This window comes from Rhizobium sp. PK7-22, assembly GCF_056530405.1.
This window is the reverse complement of sequence record NZ_CP096514.1, coordinates 2471978-2487502: the sequence shown is the minus strand read 5'-3', so window position 1 is coordinate 2487502 and position 15525 is coordinate 2471978. Positions and strand designations below refer to the sequence as shown.

Sequence of the window (15525 nt, the reverse complement as noted above, 5' to 3'; positions counted from 1 at the left end):
CCCGGCGTGTCATGAGGGCGCAGTCGTCCCCGCGATTCCTGCCCTCACCGCTCCAGCGCGGTCGCCGACGAAAGGGCATGACGCTATCGCCGCAGCATCCTGTATAGTCGACAGGTATGATTCTGCGCTCGCCTGTCCCTCGCCGTCCAGGGACCGTTGTCATTGTGAAATCCGTTCTTTTCCTTTATGGGACCGCTCAACCGATATTCCACTGCGCCCCAAGGGCGCCAACAACGAGACATTCAATATGAACCGTCGCCGCCGTATCTACGAAGGCAAGGCCAAGATCCTTTATGAAGGCCCCGAGCCCGGTACACTGATCCAGTTCTTCAAAGACGATGCAACCGCCTTCAACAAGAAGAAGCACGATGTCATCGACGGCAAGGGCGTGTTGAACAACCGTATCTCGGAATACGTCTTCACGCATCTGAACAAGATCGGCATCCCGACCCACTTCATCCGCCGCCTCAACATGCGCGAGCAGCTGATCAAGGAAGTCGAGATGATCCCGCTGGAGATCGTCGTTCGCAACGTCGCCGCCGGCTCGCTCTCCACCCGCCTCGGCATCGAGGAAGGGACCGTCCTTCCCCGGTCGATCATCGAGTTCTACTACAAGTCGGACCAGCTCAACGATCCGATGGTCTCCGAAGAGCACATCACTGCCTTCGGCTGGGCCAATCCGGCTGAGCTCGACGACATCATGGCGCTCGCCATCCGCGTCAACGACTTCCTGTCAGGCCTCTTCCTTGGCGTCGGCATCCAGCTCGTCGACTTCAAGATCGAGTGCGGCCGCCTCTACGAAGGCGACATGATGCGGATCATCCTCGCCGACGAGATTTCGCCGGACAGCTGCCGTCTCTGGGACATCGAGACCAAGGAAAAGATGGACAAGGACCGTTTCCGTCGCGATTTGGGCGGACTGGTCGAAGCCTATTCGGAAGTGGCCCGCAGGCTTGGCATCATCAACGAGAACGAACCGCTCCGTGGCACCGGCCCGGTACTGGTGAAGTAAGGACAAGGGGACTGAAGTGATCAAGGCACGGGTAACGGTAACGTTGAAGAACGGCGTTCTCGATCCGCAAGGCAAGGCGATCGAGGGCGCGCTGTCCAGCCTCGGTTTCGAGGGCGTCGGCCATGTCCGTCAGGGCAAGGTCTTCGACATCGAAGTGGACGGCGCCGACAAGGCCAAGGCCGAATCGGACATCAAGGCGATGTGCGAGAAGCTGCTGGCGAACACGGTGATCGAGAACTATACTGTCGCCATCGACTGACTGTTGCGGAGCCGGTGATGGCGGAAGTGACGAACGAGCTGATGTATGAACTGCTGAAGAAGCTGAATGTCCGATTCGACAGGGTCGATGCTTCCATCGGTGAGTTGCGTGCCGAAACCAACAGCTTGCGTGGCACCATGATCGCCATCCAGCAGGACATCCATAACATCTACACGACGCTCTCCAGGCACGAAACACGCCTGGACCGTATCGAAAATCGACTGGAGCTGCGGGAGCTCCAGGAAGCCCAATCAAGGTTTGAGCCACACCCATGAAATCTGCCGTTGTCCAGCTTCCCGGCCTCAATCGCGACCGCGACATGGTCGATGCCCTGACCAAGATCTCCGGCCAGGCCCCCGTCACCGTCTGGCAGACGGAGACCGAGATCCCCGATGTCGACCTGATTGTCATTCCTGGCGGCTTCTCCTACGGCGACTATCTGCGCTGCGGCGCCATTGCCGCGCGGATGCCGGTGATGCAGGCCATTCGCGAAAAGGCGGAACAGGGCGTCAAGGTGCTGGGTGTCTGCAACGGCTTTCAGATCCTGGTGGAGGCGGGACTTCTGCCGGGCGCCCTGATGCGCAACACCTCGCTGCGCTTCGTCTGCAAGGAAGTGCTGCTGGAAGTGGTCAACGCCGATACGGATTTCACCCGCGCCTATGGGCAGGGCCAGGTCATCCGCTGCCCGGTCGCGCACCATGACGGCAACTACTTCGTCGACGACGCCACCCTTGCGACCATGGAAGACAAGCGTCAGATCGTCTTCCGCTATGCCGGCGGCACAAATCCGAATGGCTCGCTCAGCGACATCGCGGGCGTCATCAATGCGAGAGGCAACGTCCTCGGCATGATGCCGCATCCGGAAAATCTCATCGAAGCTGCCCATGGCGGCACTGACGGGCGTGCTCTTTTCGCCTCCGCGCTGGATGTGATCGCCGCCTAACCTCAACCCGCAAGCGACGCCGGACGTGCGGCGAACAGCATCCAGGAAACATTTAATGGCGTTTACTCGCATCAGCCGCGGTCCCGTGGGGCTTGCCGCAGCGGCAGCCCTTTTGTCCGCTTGCCAATCCGCTCCGGTTTCGGCTCCTGCCCCCAACCGAACCGCCCTGGCAACGATGGAGCGCGTGGCGCTGAGCGCGAATGCCTGCTGGTTCAAATCGGGCGACCCGATGTTTGCGGCCTACCGGCTTGCGCCTGAGCTCAATTCGTTCTCCGGCCGCCCCCGCATTCTGGCGGTCCCGCGCAACAGCCCCGAATCGCGCCCAGCCCTTGTCGTTCAGGCAGAAGGCAGCCCCGCCAAGGTGGATGCCTTCGGACCGATGATGGCAGGCGCATCCGGCGAGCGGATCCGACGCGACGTCCTGAAATGGCAGTCCGGCGGCTCCGGCTGCTGATCTCCCTGCGTAGAAACGTTGTGGATTTGTCACGCCGACGCGTAGTAATTCTCCACGTCAACCACGCCCATTGCACGACCCAGATCTGTCAGCCTAGTTTCAGTATAGTTGCGACTCGGGGTTCGCGATAAGGTGTCCGCTTGCCCGGACAGGGGGCTTCTATACGGTCATGAGACATTTTATTTCCGCAGCAGTCATTTCCTTCTTGTTCTTCTCCACGTCCTCGTTCGCTGCAGATCCTGCCTCACCGGCATTGCCGGCGGAAGCTGCCACGCCGCTACTGCAGCCAGGCACCATCTTTGACGAGGTTCGGTTCGGCGTTCTCACATCCGTTGATAATTCCGGAGTAAACGAGGAAGACGGCCAGTTCATCACGGGCATGTTCCTCTTCGACCCATGGGGGCACAGGGAGGCTCAAGGCTTCGACCGGCTTCTTCGCCCGCGCATCCATGTCGGCGGCACGGTCGCCACCGAGGATGAAGCCAATCAGGTCTACGCCGGATTGTCCTGGACGGCGCACCTCACTGAGCAGTTCTTTCTGGAGCTCGGCTTCGGCGGAACGGTGCATGACGGTGATCTCGATGCCAATGACGTCGGCGACCATCCTAAGCTTGGCTGTCGCACCCTCTTTCACGAGTATGTCGCGGCCGGCTTGAACGTCACCGAGAGGTGGAGCGTGATTGCCCACATCGAGCATTCTTCCCATGCCAACCTCTGCGACGGTCCCAACAACGGCCTCTCGCGTGCCGGCGTCATGGTCGGATACAAGTTCTAGAGCTCGAACAAGAGGCGGCCGGAACCCGACGTGGCGGGAATTTTCCTGTCGCACCTTTGGCCTGCTTAGGCTAAAGAGACCGAAAAACGACGCCCTCAGCCAGAGTAGATCATGAACATTCCGAACCGTATCGCGATCACGCCCGAACTCGTTGCTTCGCACGGCCTGAAGCCCGAAGAATACCAGCGTATCCTGGACCTGATCGGGCGCGAACCGAGTTTTACAGAGCTCGGCATCTTCTCGGCAATGTGGAACGAGCATTGCTCGTACAAGTCTTCCAAACGCTGGCTGCGGACGCTGCCGACGACGGGCCCGCGCGTCATCCAGGGCCCGGGCGAAAATGCCGGCGTGGTCGACATCGATGATGGCGACGTCGTTGTGTTCAAGATGGAAAGCCACAACCACCCTTCTTACATCGAGCCCTATCAGGGTGCGGCGACCGGCGTCGGCGGCATCCTGCGCGACGTCTTCACCATGGGTGCCCGCCCGATCGCCGCGATGAATGCATTGCGCTTCGGCGCACCGGATCATCCGAAGACCAGGCATCTGGTCTCCGGCGTGGTGGCCGGTGTGGGTGGCTACGGCAATTCCTTCGGCGTGCCGACCGTCGGCGGCGAGGTGGAATTCGACGAGCGCTACAACGGCAATATCCTCGTCAATGCATTTGCAGCGGGCCTGGCGAAATCCGATGGGATCTTCCTGTCTGAGGCCAAGGGCGTGGGACTGCCGGTGGTCTATCTCGGGGCAAAGACCGGCCGCGACGGCGTCGGCGGCGCGACCATGGCCTCTGCCGAATTCGACGAATCGATCGAGGAAAAGCGTCCGACGGTGCAGGTCGGCGACCCCTTTACCGAAAAATGCCTGCTGGAAGCCTGCCTCGAACTGATGAAGACCGGCGCGGTGATCGCCATCCAGGACATGGGTGCGGCCGGCCTCACCTGCTCGGCCGTCGAAATGGGCGCCAAGGGCGATCTCGGCATCGAGCTCGATCTCGACAAGGTCCCCGTCCGCGAGGAGCGGATGACCGCCTATGAGATGATGCTGTCGGAAAGCCAGGAGCGGATGCTCATGGTGCTGGAGCCATCGAAGGAAGATGTCGCCAAGGCCATCTTCGTCAAATGGGGCCTCGACTTCGCCATCGTCGGCAAGACGACCGACGACCTGCGTTTTCGCGTGCTGCATCAGGGCGAGGAAGTCGCCAATCTGCCGATCAAGGAGCTCGGCGACGAGGCTCCTGAATACGACCGTCCGTGGGTGGCAACCGTCCCCCGCGCCCCGCTTGCCGCATCGGATGTGGCGGAGCCAGAGGACTATAACGCTGCGCTGCTGACACTCGTCGGATCGCCCAACCAGTCCAGCCGTCGCTGGGTCTGGGAGCAATATGACACCATCATCCAGGGCAACTCCCTGCAGCGCCCCGGCGGCGATGCGGGCGTGGTGCGTGTCGAAGGGCACCGCAGCAAGGCGCTGGCCTTCTCGTCCGACGTGACGCCGCGCTATGTGGAAGCTGATCCTTTCGAAGGCGGCAAGCAGGCGGTTGCCGAATGCTGGCGCAACATCACCGCTACAGGTGCCGAACCGCTGGCGGCGACCGACAACCTGAACTTCGGAAATCCTGAAAAGCCGGAAATCATGGGCCAGCTGGTCGGCGCGATCCAGGGCATCGGGGAGGCCTGCAAGGCACTCGACTTCCCGATCGTGTCCGGAAATGTCTCGCTCTACAACGAGACCAACGGCATGGCGATCCTGCCGACACCGACAATCGCTGGCGTTGGACTGCTTCCTGACTGGTCGAAGATGGCGCGCATCGGCGGAATGCAGGATGGCGACGAGCTGATCATGATCGGCGTCGACGGCAGCCACCTGGGGCAGTCGATCTACCTGCGCGACGTCTTGGGTTCCAGTGAAGGTCCTCCACCTAACGTCGATCTCACAGCCGAACGCCGCCATGGCGATTTCGTCCGCGGCATGATCCGCAACGGTCATGTCACGGCTTGCCACGATCTTTCGTCCGGCGGGCTGGTACTGGCGCTGGCGGAAATGGCGATGGCCGCCACCAAGGGTATCTCGGTTACCCTCTCCGACCAGCGGGGACCGGCGCATGCCCTGCTCTATGGCGAGGACCAGGCCCGTTACATCATCGCAGTGCCGACCGATCTTGCCGACTTTCTCGGTGCCAGTGCCGAAAGTGCCGGCGTGCCGTTCCGTCGGCTTGGATCCGTCGGGGGCGATCGGCTCCTGGTGGATGATCTCGTCAGCATCGCCGTCGTTGATCTGGTCAATGCCAGCGAAAGTTGGTTTCCTGCCTTTATGTCGTAGCATTTGCCCCCTAGTGAGCCACGTTTTTTCGGCTCTCTAGGATAAAATGGCATGTTGAAATTCCTGCTGGCTTGGCTCACCTCCGATGGGCCGCGTTGGTATTATAAGCGGATCTGGCTGCACGCCCTGCTGCTAGCTCTTGGTCTCACTGCGTTGATCTCGGTATCAAGCAGCGCGTTGGGACTGTCACGGTCCGAAATATTCGCGGAAAATGCGGCGCATGAGATGGCTCAATCGATCCTTCTCGCGTTCGCCGTCGTTATCGGTTGTTTTGCCGCCATTCGGTGCGGCGGTGTCAGCCGCTATGCCGCGCTCGTCACGACCTTGATCAGCTACATTGGCTTCGTTCGTGAAACGCCGGCTTGCCGGGGAGACATCGTGCACTTCTGCATGAGCTCTGATACCCACGGCACCCTGATTGCCATCGGCGTGGTTCTCATCCTTGTCGCGACGCTTGTGGTGGAGCTGCTTGCCCGGGGAACGGTGCTGAAGGCAATCCACCCGCGCGTGTCATGGCCGCTTGCATTGGTGGCCGTGTTGATCGCGGGAAGCCAGATCTCCGATGGACTGCACCTGGTGGTACTGGAAGAGACACTGGAGCTTTGCGGCTACGCAGTGTTGCTGCTAGGAGCGGCTTGGCTCTGGCTTGCGCCGTCAGTGCCGCATGGCGTCTATGTCGAGGTAGACCGCTGGCAGGCACCGGATAGTGGATCATCCCACCGGGTCCGGCCAGACCCTTTGACCAGATAACGCCTTTGAGGCAATGTCGAACAGCACCAAAAGACATATGTTTGACAGAAGGAAGACACGATGCCCATGAGCCCCGGCGACATTGAAGACATGATCAAGTCCGGCATACCGGGCGCCAGGGTGACAATCCGCGACCTTGCCGGCGACGGCGACCACTACGCAGCAGAGGTCGTTGCGGAAGCATTCCGGGGCAAGAGCCGGGTGCAGCAGCACCAGATGGTCTACGAGGCGCTCAAGGGCAACATGGGCGGTGTGCTGCACGCTCTGGCGCTTCAAACTTCGGCGCCCGAATAGCCCGAAATCGAAAGCGCCTGCTCCGGCCGCCGTCAAACCATCAGCGAAATTGATCCTCGAAACGCGCCGCGGCGCTGGATATTCGGCGATCACATGCTATCTAAGCGGTTAGTAATCTGGACCTTGAACCCGGATGTATAAGGATATCGACATGAGCGGAATCAACGAATTCATCGACAACGAGGTGAAAACCAACGATGTCGTGGTCTTCATGAAGGGTACGCCGCAGTTCCCGCAGTGTGGCTTCTCCGGCCAGGTTGTGCAGATCCTTGATTACCTGGGTCTCGACTACAAGGGCGTCAACGTCCTCGCCGATCAGGAGATTCGCCAGGGTATCAAGGACTATTCCAACTGGCCGACCATACCGCAGCTCTACGTCAAGGGCGAGTTCGTCGGCGGATGCGACATCATCCGCGAGATGTTCCAGTCCGGCGAACTGCAGAGCCACCTGACGGAGAAGGGCATCACCGTTCGCGGCGCGGCCTGAGGAAGACCTTTCGTACCTGATTTTTATTTCAAAGGCGCCGCGTTCCGGCGCCTTCTTATTTCTTTGGGAAACTCATCGTGACCGAGCATTCAAAAGCCACCGCCGCCCGCCTCGGCGGAATGGGCAAGGTTGAATTCATTGCATTGATGGCGGCACTGATGGCGCTGAACGCGCTGGCCATCGACATCATGTTGCCGGGACTGCAGCAGATTGGCGCGGCTCTTGGCGTCGAAGACGAAAATCAGCGGCAGTTCGTCGTCTCCGCCTATCTCTTCGGCTTCGGCCTGGCGCAGCTCGCCTACGGCCCGATTTCGGACCGGTTTGGCCGCAGGAAGCCGATGCTTTTCGGTCTTGTCGTCTACGTGCTGGCCTCGCTCGCCGCCGTCGCCGTTCCAACGTTTGCAGGCCTGCTGGCGCTTCGTTTCATCCAGGGTATCGGCTCTGCCGCCATGCGCGTCATTACCATCTCGATCGTCCGCGACGTCTATGGCGGCCGGGCGATGGCGGAAGTCATGTCGCTGATCATGATGGTCTTCATGGTCGTCCCGGTGATCGCACCGGGCACCGGCCAAGTCATCCTGTTCTTCGGCGACTGGCACCTGATCTTCCTCTTCATGGCGGTCATCGCCATCGCCATCGGCATCTGGATGTACATCAGGATCCCCGAGACGCTGAAGCCCGAGGATGTCCGGCCCTTCACCCTGCGGTCGGTTCTGGACGGCTTCCGAATCGTGCTGACGAACCGTCTGGCGCTCTGTTATGCGATCGCCAGCATGTTTATCTTCGGCGCCCTGTTCGGATTCATCAATTCGGCCCAACAGGTCTACGTCGGCATCTATGAGCTCGGCGCCTGGTTTGCCCTGGCGTTCGCGGCGATCGGCGCTCTGATGGCGGTGTCGTCCTTCGTGAATGCCACCTTCGTCGGCCGTTTCGGAATGCGCCGCCTGTCCCATGCCTCGCTGCTCGGCTTCATCGCGATCACCTTCCTGTGGCTGATCGTGCAGTACTTCGGACCGCAACCCATGCCATTCCCGCTGTTTCTGACCTTCTTCGGGCTGGCCATGTTTCAGTTCGGCTGGATCGGCTCGAACTTCAATTCGCTGGCCATGGAGCCGCTTGGCCATGTGGCGGGAACCGCATCCTCCGTCCTCGGCTTCATGGGAACGCTCGGCGGCGCTCTGATCGGCGCCATGATCGGGCAGGCCTTCAATGGCACGGCGCTGCCGATGGTCACCGGCTTTTTCGCCGTTTCCATCATCGGTCTGATCTTCGTGCTGATCGGGGAGCGCGGTCGCCTGTTCCGGTCTCAGAACCCTCCCGTCTGAGGATTGCTGCGAAGCGACAGACAAAGAAGCGGCCCTCGGGCCGCTTCTTCTCGTTCTAATGCTGGAGGATTTCCCGGCGCAGGATGTTCCAGCTCTCCTCGTCGGTCGCAACGAGAAGACCGCCTTCCACATGATGGGGGAGATAGGCTGAACCGTCGAAGCGGGCGACATAGCCGCCGGCTTCCTGTGCAATCAGGGTGCCGGCCAGATGGTCCCAGGGCATCAGCTTGTTGTACATCGCAAAATGGACGTGACCGCCGGCAAAGGTCCGGTACTCGTGGGCCGCGCAGCGATAGCTCGCGACGAAGCGCACCTTGGCGAGATTGGCAAGAACCCGCTCGCGCACCTCTCCGTAGAAATAGCCGGCCGATGCCATGCCCACCATGGAGCCGATCGGCGCCGGCCCGGCGACCGACAGGCGGATCGCCTCCCCGTCCGGGCGCCGCAGGTAGGCGCCTGCACCCTTCTCGGCAATCACCCAGTCGTCGCCCATCGGGTCATAGATGATCCCGGCGACCGTCTCGCCCTTCCAGACCACGGATGCCATGACGCCGAAGGCCGGTATGCCTGAGGCGAAATTGAAGGTTCCGTCGATCGGATCCACCACCACCGCCAATTCCGCCGATGCGAGCTTGCTCAGAAGGTCAGGATCTGCCGCAACCGACTCCTCGCCGATGAACAGGGCGTCCGGTGCGATTGCTTCCATCGCGTTGCGGATGAAGCGCTCGGCCGCTTCGTCCGCCTCCGTCACCAGGTCCGTCGGCTCGCTCTTGGAGCGGACATCACCCGCCCCGAGCCGGCGAAACCGTGGCAGCACTTCCGCCTTTGCAGCCAGGCGCAGGCAATCGGCGAGCTTGAGGACGTCGAGCGGCAGGGTCATGTGGAGCACTCAGGATCGGTTGTTGGCTGAAAGGCCGGAGAAATCGAAGAGGGCGGGGTCGAGCAGATGCGACGGGTTGACGTGCGAAAGCGCGCGCAGCATCGCCTCCTTGCGGCCCGGCATGCGGGTCTCGATGTCGGCGAGCATGGTCTTCATCGCATTGCGCTGGAGACCGTCCTGCGAGCCGCAGAGGTCGCAGGGGATGATGGGGAAGGCCATGGCGGTGGAAAACCGCGCCAGGTCGTCCTCGGCGCAGTAGGCGAGTGGCCGCAGCACGAAGAGGTCGCCCTCGTCGTTGAGCAGCTTTGCCGGCATGGCGGCAAGTCGACCGCCGTGGAAGAAGTTCATGAAGAAGGTCTCGAGGATGTCCTCGCGATGGTGGCCCAGCACGAGCGCGTCGCAACCTTCCTCGCGGGCAACACGGTAGAGATTGCCGCGCCGCAGCCGCGAACAGAGCGCGCAATAGGTGGCGCCCTCCGGCACCTTTTCTTTCACGATCGAATAGGTGTCGCGGTATTCGATGCGGTGCTTGATGCCGATCGACGAGAGATATTCGGGCAGCACGTGCTTGGGGAAGTTGGGCTGCCCCTGATCGAGGTTGCAGGCGATCAGTTCCACCGGCAGCAGGCCCCGCCATTGCAGGTCCATCAGGATGGCCAGCAGCGAATAGGAATCCTTGCCGCCGGAGACACCGATCAGCCAGCGCTTCTGGTCCTTCAACATCTGGAAGTCGTCGAGCGCCTGGCGGACCTGCCGCAGCAGACGCTTTCTCAGCTTGTTGAAAGCGACCGACTGGGGTGCATCGGCAAAGAGCGAGGGACGCAGCCCCTCGCCTTCCAGATCCAGCGTATCGTCTATCGGGCCAACCAGTCCCATGCCATCTCCTAGCGTTCCTGGCGGTCCGCGCCCCTGATCAGGCGCCGAGCGCTTCTGCGACGGCATCGACGGCCGCCTGCGCCTTCGTGCCATCCGGTCCGCCGGCCTGCGCCATGTCCGGACGGCCACCGCCACCCTTGCCGCCGAGCGCCAGCGAGGCGATGCGCACGAGGTCGACGGCGCTGAAGCGGTCCGTCAGGTCCTGCGTCACGGCCACGACGGCACTGGCCTTGCCGTCGGCGGAGACGCCGATGAGGCTGACGATGCCGGAACCGAGGGTGGCCTTGCTGTCGTCGGCCAGTCCCTTGAGGTCCTTGGCGTCTATGCCTTCCAGCACCTTGCCGAGATACTTGATGCCGGAGACCTCGCGGATGTCGCTCGCGCCGCCGTCCTGGGTGGCGCCGCCCATGGCAAGGCGCCGCTTGGCGTCGCCAAGCTCGCGCTCCAGCTTGCGGCGCTCGTCCATCAGCGCCTCGACACGCGATACGACCTCGGCCGGCTGCACCTTGAGGGTGGAGGCCAGCGTCTTCACCCGCTCGTCCTGTTCGGACAGATAGGCAAGGGCGGCAGCTCCGGTCACCGCTTCGACGCGACGCACGCCGGCGCCGACGGCGCTTTCGGAGAGCACCCGGACGAGGCCGATGTCACCGGTCGCATTCACATGCGTACCGCCGCAGAGTTCGATGGAATAGGCCTTGCCGGCCTTGTCACCATCCGTGGACACGCCCATCGACACGACGCGAACCTCGTCACCGTATTTTTCGCCGAACAGCGCCATGGCACCTTCCGCGATGGCATCGTCGACGCTCATAAGCCGCGTCGTCACCGGGGCATTCTGCAGCACGATGGCGTTGGCCATCTCCTCGACCCTCTGCATTTCCTCCACCGTCAGCGGCTTCGGGTGCGAGATGTCGAAGCGCAGGCGTTCGGGCGCCACCAGCGAGCCCTTCTGGGCGACATGCGTGCCCAGCACCTCGCGCAGGGCCTCATGCAGCAGGTGCGTGGCGGAGTGGTTGGAGCGCAGGCGCGAGCGACGGGCGTGATCGACCGTCAGTGCGACCGGTTCGTTCGTCTTCAACGTGCCGGAGACGACCTTGGCGATATGAACGAAGACGCCCTCGCCCTTCTTCTGGGTGTCGGTCACCTCGAGGCGGGCATGGTCGGTGCTGATCACACCGGTGTCGCCCATCTGGCCACCCGACTCGCCGTAGAACGGCGTCTGGCTGACGACCACCTGGACCGTCTCGCCGGCACTGACCGAATCGACCACGGCGCCGTCGCGCACGAGCGCCTGCACCACGCCTTCCGCCGATTCGGTGTCATAGCCGAGAAATTCGGTGGCGCCGTGCTTCTCGCGCAGCTCGAACCAGATCGTCTCCGTCGCCGTGTCGCCGGACCCGGCCCAATGGGAGCGGGCTTCGGCCTTCTGGCGCTGCATGGCATCATTGAAGCTGGTGAGATCGACGCCGATATTGCGGGCGCGCAGCGCGTCCTGCGTGAGGTCGAGCGGGAAGCCATAGGTGTCGTAGAGCTTGAAGGCGGTCTCGCCGTCGAGGCTATCGCCTTCGGAGAGATCGGCGGTGGCGTCGGAGAGCAGCGTCAGGCCGCGGTCCAGCGTCTTGCGGAAGCGGGTTTCCTCGAGCTTCAGCGTTTCGGACGTCAGCGCCTCGGCGCGCACGAGTTCCGGATAGGCGCGGCCCATCTCCTGCACCAGCGTCGGCAGCAGCGTGTACATCAGCGGCTCGCGGGCGCCGAGAAGCTGCATGTGGCGCATGGCGCGGCGCATGATGCGACGCAGCACATAGCCGCGGCCTTCGTTGGAGGGCAGCACGCCGTCGGCGATCAGGAAGGCGGACGAGCGCAGATGGTCGGCGATGACGCGGAAGCTTGCCGCCTGGTCGCCTTCCGCCTTCACACCGATAACCTCTTCGGTTGCGCCGATCAGCGTCTTGAACAGGTCGGTCTCGAAGACGCTCGAAACGCCCTGCAGGATGCAGGCCATGCGCTCCAGACCCATGCCGGTATCGATCGACGGGCGCGGCAGCGGCGTGCGCTCGCCCGGCGCCGTCTGGTCGAACTGCATGAAGACGAGGTTCCAGAACTCCAGGAAGCGGTCGCCATCCTCTTCCGGCGTGCCGGGCGGTCCGCCCCAGACATGCTCGCCCTGGTCGATGAAGATTTCCGAGCAAGGGCCGCAGGGGCCGGTGTCGCCCATCTGCCAGAAGTTGTCGGAGGTCGGGATGCGGATGATCCTGTCGTCGGAAAAGCCGGCGATCTTCTTCCACAGGTCGGCCGCTTCCTCGTCCTCGGAATAGACGGTCACAAGCAGACGGTGCTTGGGCAGGTCGAAACCCTTGGTGACGAGGTCCCAGGCGTATTCGATCGCCTGTTCCTTGAAGTAGTCGCCGAAGGAGAAGTTTCCGAGCATCTCGAAGAAGGTCAGGTGCCGGGCGGTGTAGCCGACATTGTCCAGATCGTTGTGCTTGCCGCCGGCGCGCACGCATTTCTGCGAGGTCGTGGCGGTGGAATAGGGGCGGCTTTCCAGGCCCGTGAAGACGTTCTTGAACTGCACCATGCCGGCGTTGGTGAACATCAGCGTCGGGTCGTTGCGCGGCACGAGAGGGCTCGAGGACACCACCTCGTGGCCGTTCTTGCGATAGTAGTCGAGGAAGGTCGACCGGATGTCATTCACGCCGCTCATGCTACGCCCTTTGTTCCGCCGAATGCGGATCCGTCACTGAAAACCACTGGCTTTTATCGCCCGTGCCGGTGACTGTCCAGCCAAACGCGGAACCGGCCGCGCATCTTTCCAGATGGCGGCCGGCCAGAACGTGCAAACGATGAGAGACTGGCCCTAGTTTTCGGCCGCCTCATCTGCGTCATCGCCACCATCACCCGCATCCGGGCCGGTGTTCTGCAGAAAACGGTCGGCAATCAGGCCGGCGTTCTGGCGCAGTGACAGCTCGATCTCGCGGGCCATCTCCGGGTTGTCACGCAGGAAGGTCTTGGCGTTCTCACGCCCCTGCCCGAGCCGCTGGCTGTTGTAGGAGAACCAGGCACCGGCCTTCTCGACGATGCCTGCCTTGACGCCAAGATCGACCAGTTCGCCGGTCTTCGAGACACCTTCGCCGTACATGATGTCGAACTCGACCTGCTTGAAGGGCGGCGCCATCTTGTTCTTGACGACCTTGACGCGCGTCTGGTTGCCGACGACCTCTTCGCGCTCCTTCACAGCGCCGATGCGGCGGATGTCGAGGCGAACGGAGGCATAGAACTTCAGCGCGTTGCCGCCGGTGGTGGTTTCCGGCGAACCGAACATGACGCCGATCTTCATGCGGATCTGGTTGATGAAGATGACCATGGTGTTGGAACGCGAGATCGAGGCGGTCAGCTTGCGCAGCGCCTGGCTCATCAGGCGCGCCTGAAGGCCCGGCAGGCTGTCGCCCATCTCGCCTTCGATTTCTGCGCGCGGCGTCAGGGCCGCAACCGAATCGATGACCAGCACGTCGATGGCGCCGGAGCGCACCAGCGTATCGGTGATCTCGAGCGCCTGCTCGCCGGTGTCGGGCTGCGAGATCAAAAGGTTCTGGAGGTCGACGCCGAGCTTGCGGGCATAGACCGGATCGAGCGCGTGCTCGGCGTCGACGAAGGCGCAGATGCCGCCCTTCTTCTGGGCTTCGGCAATGGTCTGCAGGGCCAGCGTCGTCTTGCCCGAGCTTTCCGGACCGTAAATCTCGATGATGCGTCCCTTCGGCAGGCCGCCGATGCCCAGGGCGATGTCGAGGCTGAGGGAGCCGGTGGAGACCGTCTCGACTTCAACCACGCTATCGTTCGCGCCGAGCTTCATGATCGAGCCCTTGCCGAAGGATCTCTCGATCTGCGAAAGTGCTGCGTCCAGCGCCTTGCTCTTGTCCACTGTTTTATCCTCTACGAGCCGCAACGAATTTTGTGCCATCTGATCCACCTTTAGGTTATTGACGCCCGGCAGGCAACGAAGCAGCCGATAAAGATTATGTACCCTTTTTGTTCTCATTGTGCAAGAGGTCGTCCTTCAGTTGATTTGTCTTCGTTTTCCGGGCCAAGTTCGCAATCCGTTCACGCCTCTGCCGGTGTGGATAAAGCATTGATCATCTCCCCCTCGTGTTTGGCGAGAAGCTTCGAATCGGACCCGCTATGACGCCCGCAAAGGCAACCCCATGAGCCGGCGCATTCTCGTCCTCGGTGGCGCCCATCTCGATCGCCGCGGGCGGATTTCCGGTGACACCGCCATGGGGGCCAGCAATCCGGGCGCCTGGTTCGAGGAGATCGGCGGCGGCGCCTTCAACGTCGCCCGCAACCTCGCGCTGCTCGGCCATCAGGTCACCATGGTCTCGCCGCGCGGCGGCGACGTGACGGCGGACAAGATCGCCGCTGCCGCGGAGGCCACCGGCGTCATCGATCGTCCCTTCGTCTTTCTCGACCGGGCAACACCGAGCTATACCGCGATCCTTGAACGCGACGGCAATCTCGTCGTGGCGCTCGCCGACATGGATCTCTACCGCCTGTTCAGCCCGCGGCGCCTGCAGGTGCGCGCGCTGCGACAGTCCATCGAAGAAGCGGAGCTGATCGTCTGCGACGCCAACCTTCCGGCAGAGACTCTGACGGCGCTTTGCGCGGCGGCCAGCCGGGCCGGCGTTCCGGTTGCCGGCATCGCCATTTCCCCCGCCAAGGTCATCCGCTTTTCCGCATCACTCGGCGCCCTCGGCTATCTGTTCATGAACGCGGCAGAGGCTGCCGCCCTGTGCGGCACCCAGGCGGCCACGGCCGCGACCTGGCCGGAGCATCTGCGGCGCAAGGGGCTGAAGGCGGGCGTGGTGACGGACGGTGGCCGCGAGCTGTCGGTCTACGACGCCACCGAAAGCCTGACTATGGCGCCGCCACCGCTCACCTATACCGCCGATGTCACCGGTGCCGGCGATGCTCTTGCGGCAGGGACGCTCGACGCGCTGCTGCGCCACAAGGGGCTGTCGGAGGCGATCCGCTCCGGCATCGCCGCGTCGCGGATCACGCTGCGCTCGCCGCATGCGGTGGCGCCCGACCTCACGCCCGATGCCTTGGACTATGAAACGACCCTTGTCGGGGCGCCGCAAAAGGTGTTCTGAGAGGCGATCA

The 15525-nt window shown here is 62.6% G+C and carries 16 protein-coding genes; 12 read left to right on the top strand and 4 right to left on the bottom strand.

Going from position 1 to position 15525, the window contains the following annotated elements:
- Nucleotides 1–247: 247 nt before the first annotated feature.
- From purC to M1E10_RS16835, 11 genes are all read left to right on the top strand, one after another.
- On the top strand, nt 248–1012 hold the full coding sequence (purC, locus tag M1E10_RS16885) for a phosphoribosylaminoimidazolesuccinocarboxamide synthase (protein WP_029618272.1): 765 nt from the start codon (nt 248–250) through the stop codon (nt 1010–1012).
- 16 nt (nt 1013–1028) lie between these two features.
- Entirely contained in the window at nt 1029–1271 is a 243-nt protein-coding gene (gene purS, locus M1E10_RS16880) for a phosphoribosylformylglycinamidine synthase subunit PurS (RefSeq protein ID WP_499173971.1), read from the top strand.
- Nucleotides 1272–1288: 17 nt separating this feature from the next.
- Nucleotides 1289–1546, top strand: coding sequence for a hypothetical protein (locus M1E10_RS16875; protein WP_499173970.1), 258 nt, complete (start codon nt 1289–1291; stop codon nt 1544–1546).
- Nucleotides 1543–2214: a phosphoribosylformylglycinamidine synthase subunit PurQ gene (gene purQ / locus M1E10_RS16870; protein ID WP_499173969.1), complete on the top strand. Its 672-nt coding sequence runs from the start codon at nt 1543–1545 to the stop codon at nt 2212–2214. Before M1E10_RS16875 ends, purQ begins: the two co-directional genes overlap by 4 nt.
- A gap of 55 nt (nt 2215–2269) precedes the next feature.
- The gene (locus M1E10_RS16865; RefSeq protein ID WP_499173968.1) at nt 2270–2668 is read left to right on the top strand and encodes a hypothetical protein; all 399 of its coding nucleotides are present in this window, start codon (nt 2270–2272) and stop codon (nt 2666–2668) included.
- A 169-nt stretch (nt 2669–2837) separates the two neighbouring features.
- Entirely contained in the window at nt 2838–3443 is a 606-nt protein-coding gene (locus M1E10_RS16860; protein WP_499173967.1) for an acyloxyacyl hydrolase, read from the top strand.
- Between the two features lie 111 nt (nt 3444–3554).
- Nucleotides 3555–5762 (top strand): phosphoribosylformylglycinamidine synthase subunit PurL, encoded by a 2208-nt coding sequence (purL, locus tag M1E10_RS16855; RefSeq protein ID WP_499173966.1) that lies wholly within the window; start codon nt 3555–3557, stop codon nt 5760–5762.
- 51 nt (nt 5763–5813) lie between these two features.
- Complete coding sequence (locus M1E10_RS16850) at nt 5814–6512, top strand: hypothetical protein (protein ID WP_499173965.1); 699 nt, start codon at nt 5814–5816, stop codon at nt 6510–6512.
- Nucleotides 6513–6572: 60 nt separating this feature from the next.
- On the top strand, nt 6573–6806 hold the full coding sequence (locus M1E10_RS16845; RefSeq protein WP_499173964.1) for a BolA family protein: 234 nt from the start codon (nt 6573–6575) through the stop codon (nt 6804–6806).
- Nucleotides 6807–6957: 151 nt separating this feature from the next.
- Entirely contained in the window at nt 6958–7293 is a 336-nt protein-coding gene (gene grxD, locus M1E10_RS16840) for a Grx4 family monothiol glutaredoxin (protein ID WP_029618281.1), read from the top strand.
- 119 nt (nt 7294–7412) lie between these two features.
- A complete protein-coding gene (locus M1E10_RS16835) occupies nt 7413–8618 on the top strand; it encodes a multidrug effflux MFS transporter (protein ID WP_499177213.1) in 1206 nt (401 codons plus the stop codon).
- A gap of 55 nt (nt 8619–8673) precedes the next feature.
- Here the strand turns inward: M1E10_RS16835 and M1E10_RS16830 are convergent, their stop codons facing one another.
- The 4 genes from M1E10_RS16830 to recA all read right to left on the bottom strand — a co-directional run bounded on the left by M1E10_RS16830 (nt 8674) and on the right by recA (nt 14329).
- Entirely contained in the window at nt 8674–9498 is an 825-nt protein-coding gene (locus M1E10_RS16830) for an inositol monophosphatase family protein (RefSeq protein ID WP_499173963.1), read from the bottom strand.
- A gap of 9 nt (nt 9499–9507) precedes the next feature.
- The gene (gene ttcA, locus M1E10_RS16825; RefSeq protein WP_499173962.1) at nt 9508–10374 is read right to left on the bottom strand and encodes a tRNA 2-thiocytidine(32) synthetase TtcA; all 867 of its coding nucleotides are present in this window, start codon (nt 10372–10374) and stop codon (nt 9508–9510) included.
- 37 nt (nt 10375–10411) lie between these two features.
- Nucleotides 10412–13075: an alanine--tRNA ligase gene (alaS, locus tag M1E10_RS16820; protein ID WP_499173961.1), complete on the bottom strand. Its 2664-nt coding sequence runs from the start codon at nt 13073–13075 to the stop codon at nt 10412–10414.
- A gap of 153 nt (nt 13076–13228) precedes the next feature.
- Nucleotides 13229–14329, bottom strand: a complete 1101-nt coding sequence (gene recA, locus M1E10_RS16815; RefSeq protein WP_499173960.1) for a recombinase RecA — start codon at nt 14327–14329, stop codon at nt 13229–13231.
- Nucleotides 14330–14570: 241 nt separating this feature from the next.
- Between recA and M1E10_RS16810 the strand changes: the two genes are divergently transcribed.
- Nucleotides 14571–15515 (top strand): carbohydrate kinase family protein, encoded by a 945-nt coding sequence (locus M1E10_RS16810; protein ID WP_499173959.1) that lies wholly within the window; start codon nt 14571–14573, stop codon nt 15513–15515.
- Nucleotides 15516–15525: the final 10 nt, after the last annotated feature.

Excerpts from the sequence above, each read along its gene's own strand:
- purC (WP_029618272.1), top strand. The coding sequence starts at position 248 with ATGAACCGTCGCCGCCGTATCTACGAAGGCAAGGCCAAGATCCTTTAT.
- M1E10_RS16860 (WP_499173967.1), top strand. The coding sequence starts at position 2,838 with ATGAGACATTTTATTTCCGCAGCAGTCATTTCCTTCTTGTTCTTCTCC.
- recA (WP_499173960.1), bottom strand. The coding sequence starts at position 14,329 with ATGGCACAAAATTCGTTGCGGCTCGTAGAGGATAAAACAGTGGACAAG.
- purQ (WP_499173969.1), top strand. The coding sequence starts at position 1,543 with ATGAAATCTGCCGTTGTCCAGCTTCCCGGCCTCAATCGCGACCGCGAC.
- M1E10_RS16810 (WP_499173959.1), top strand. The coding sequence starts at position 14,571 with ATGAGCCGGCGCATTCTCGTCCTCGGTGGCGCCCATCTCGATCGCCGC.
- M1E10_RS16830 (WP_499173963.1), bottom strand. The coding sequence starts at position 9,498 with ATGACCCTGCCGCTCGACGTCCTCAAGCTCGCCGATTGCCTGCGCCTG.
- M1E10_RS16835 (WP_499177213.1), top strand. The coding sequence starts at position 7,413 with ATGGGCAAGGTTGAATTCATTGCATTGATGGCGGCACTGATGGCGCTG.
- M1E10_RS16865 (WP_499173968.1), top strand. The coding sequence starts at position 2,270 with ATGGCGTTTACTCGCATCAGCCGCGGTCCCGTGGGGCTTGCCGCAGCG.
- M1E10_RS16845 (WP_499173964.1), top strand. The coding sequence starts at position 6,573 with ATGCCCATGAGCCCCGGCGACATTGAAGACATGATCAAGTCCGGCATA.
- purL (WP_499173966.1), top strand. The coding sequence starts at position 3,555 with ATGAACATTCCGAACCGTATCGCGATCACGCCCGAACTCGTTGCTTCG.
- alaS (WP_499173961.1), bottom strand. The coding sequence starts at position 13,075 with ATGAGCGGCGTGAATGACATCCGGTCGACCTTCCTCGACTACTATCGC.
- ttcA (WP_499173962.1), bottom strand. The coding sequence starts at position 10,374 with ATGGGACTGGTTGGCCCGATAGACGATACGCTGGATCTGGAAGGCGAG.
- grxD (WP_029618281.1), top strand. The coding sequence starts at position 6,958 with ATGAGCGGAATCAACGAATTCATCGACAACGAGGTGAAAACCAACGAT.
- M1E10_RS16850 (WP_499173965.1), top strand. The coding sequence starts at position 5,814 with ATGTTGAAATTCCTGCTGGCTTGGCTCACCTCCGATGGGCCGCGTTGG.
- M1E10_RS16875 (WP_499173970.1), top strand. The coding sequence starts at position 1,289 with ATGGCGGAAGTGACGAACGAGCTGATGTATGAACTGCTGAAGAAGCTG.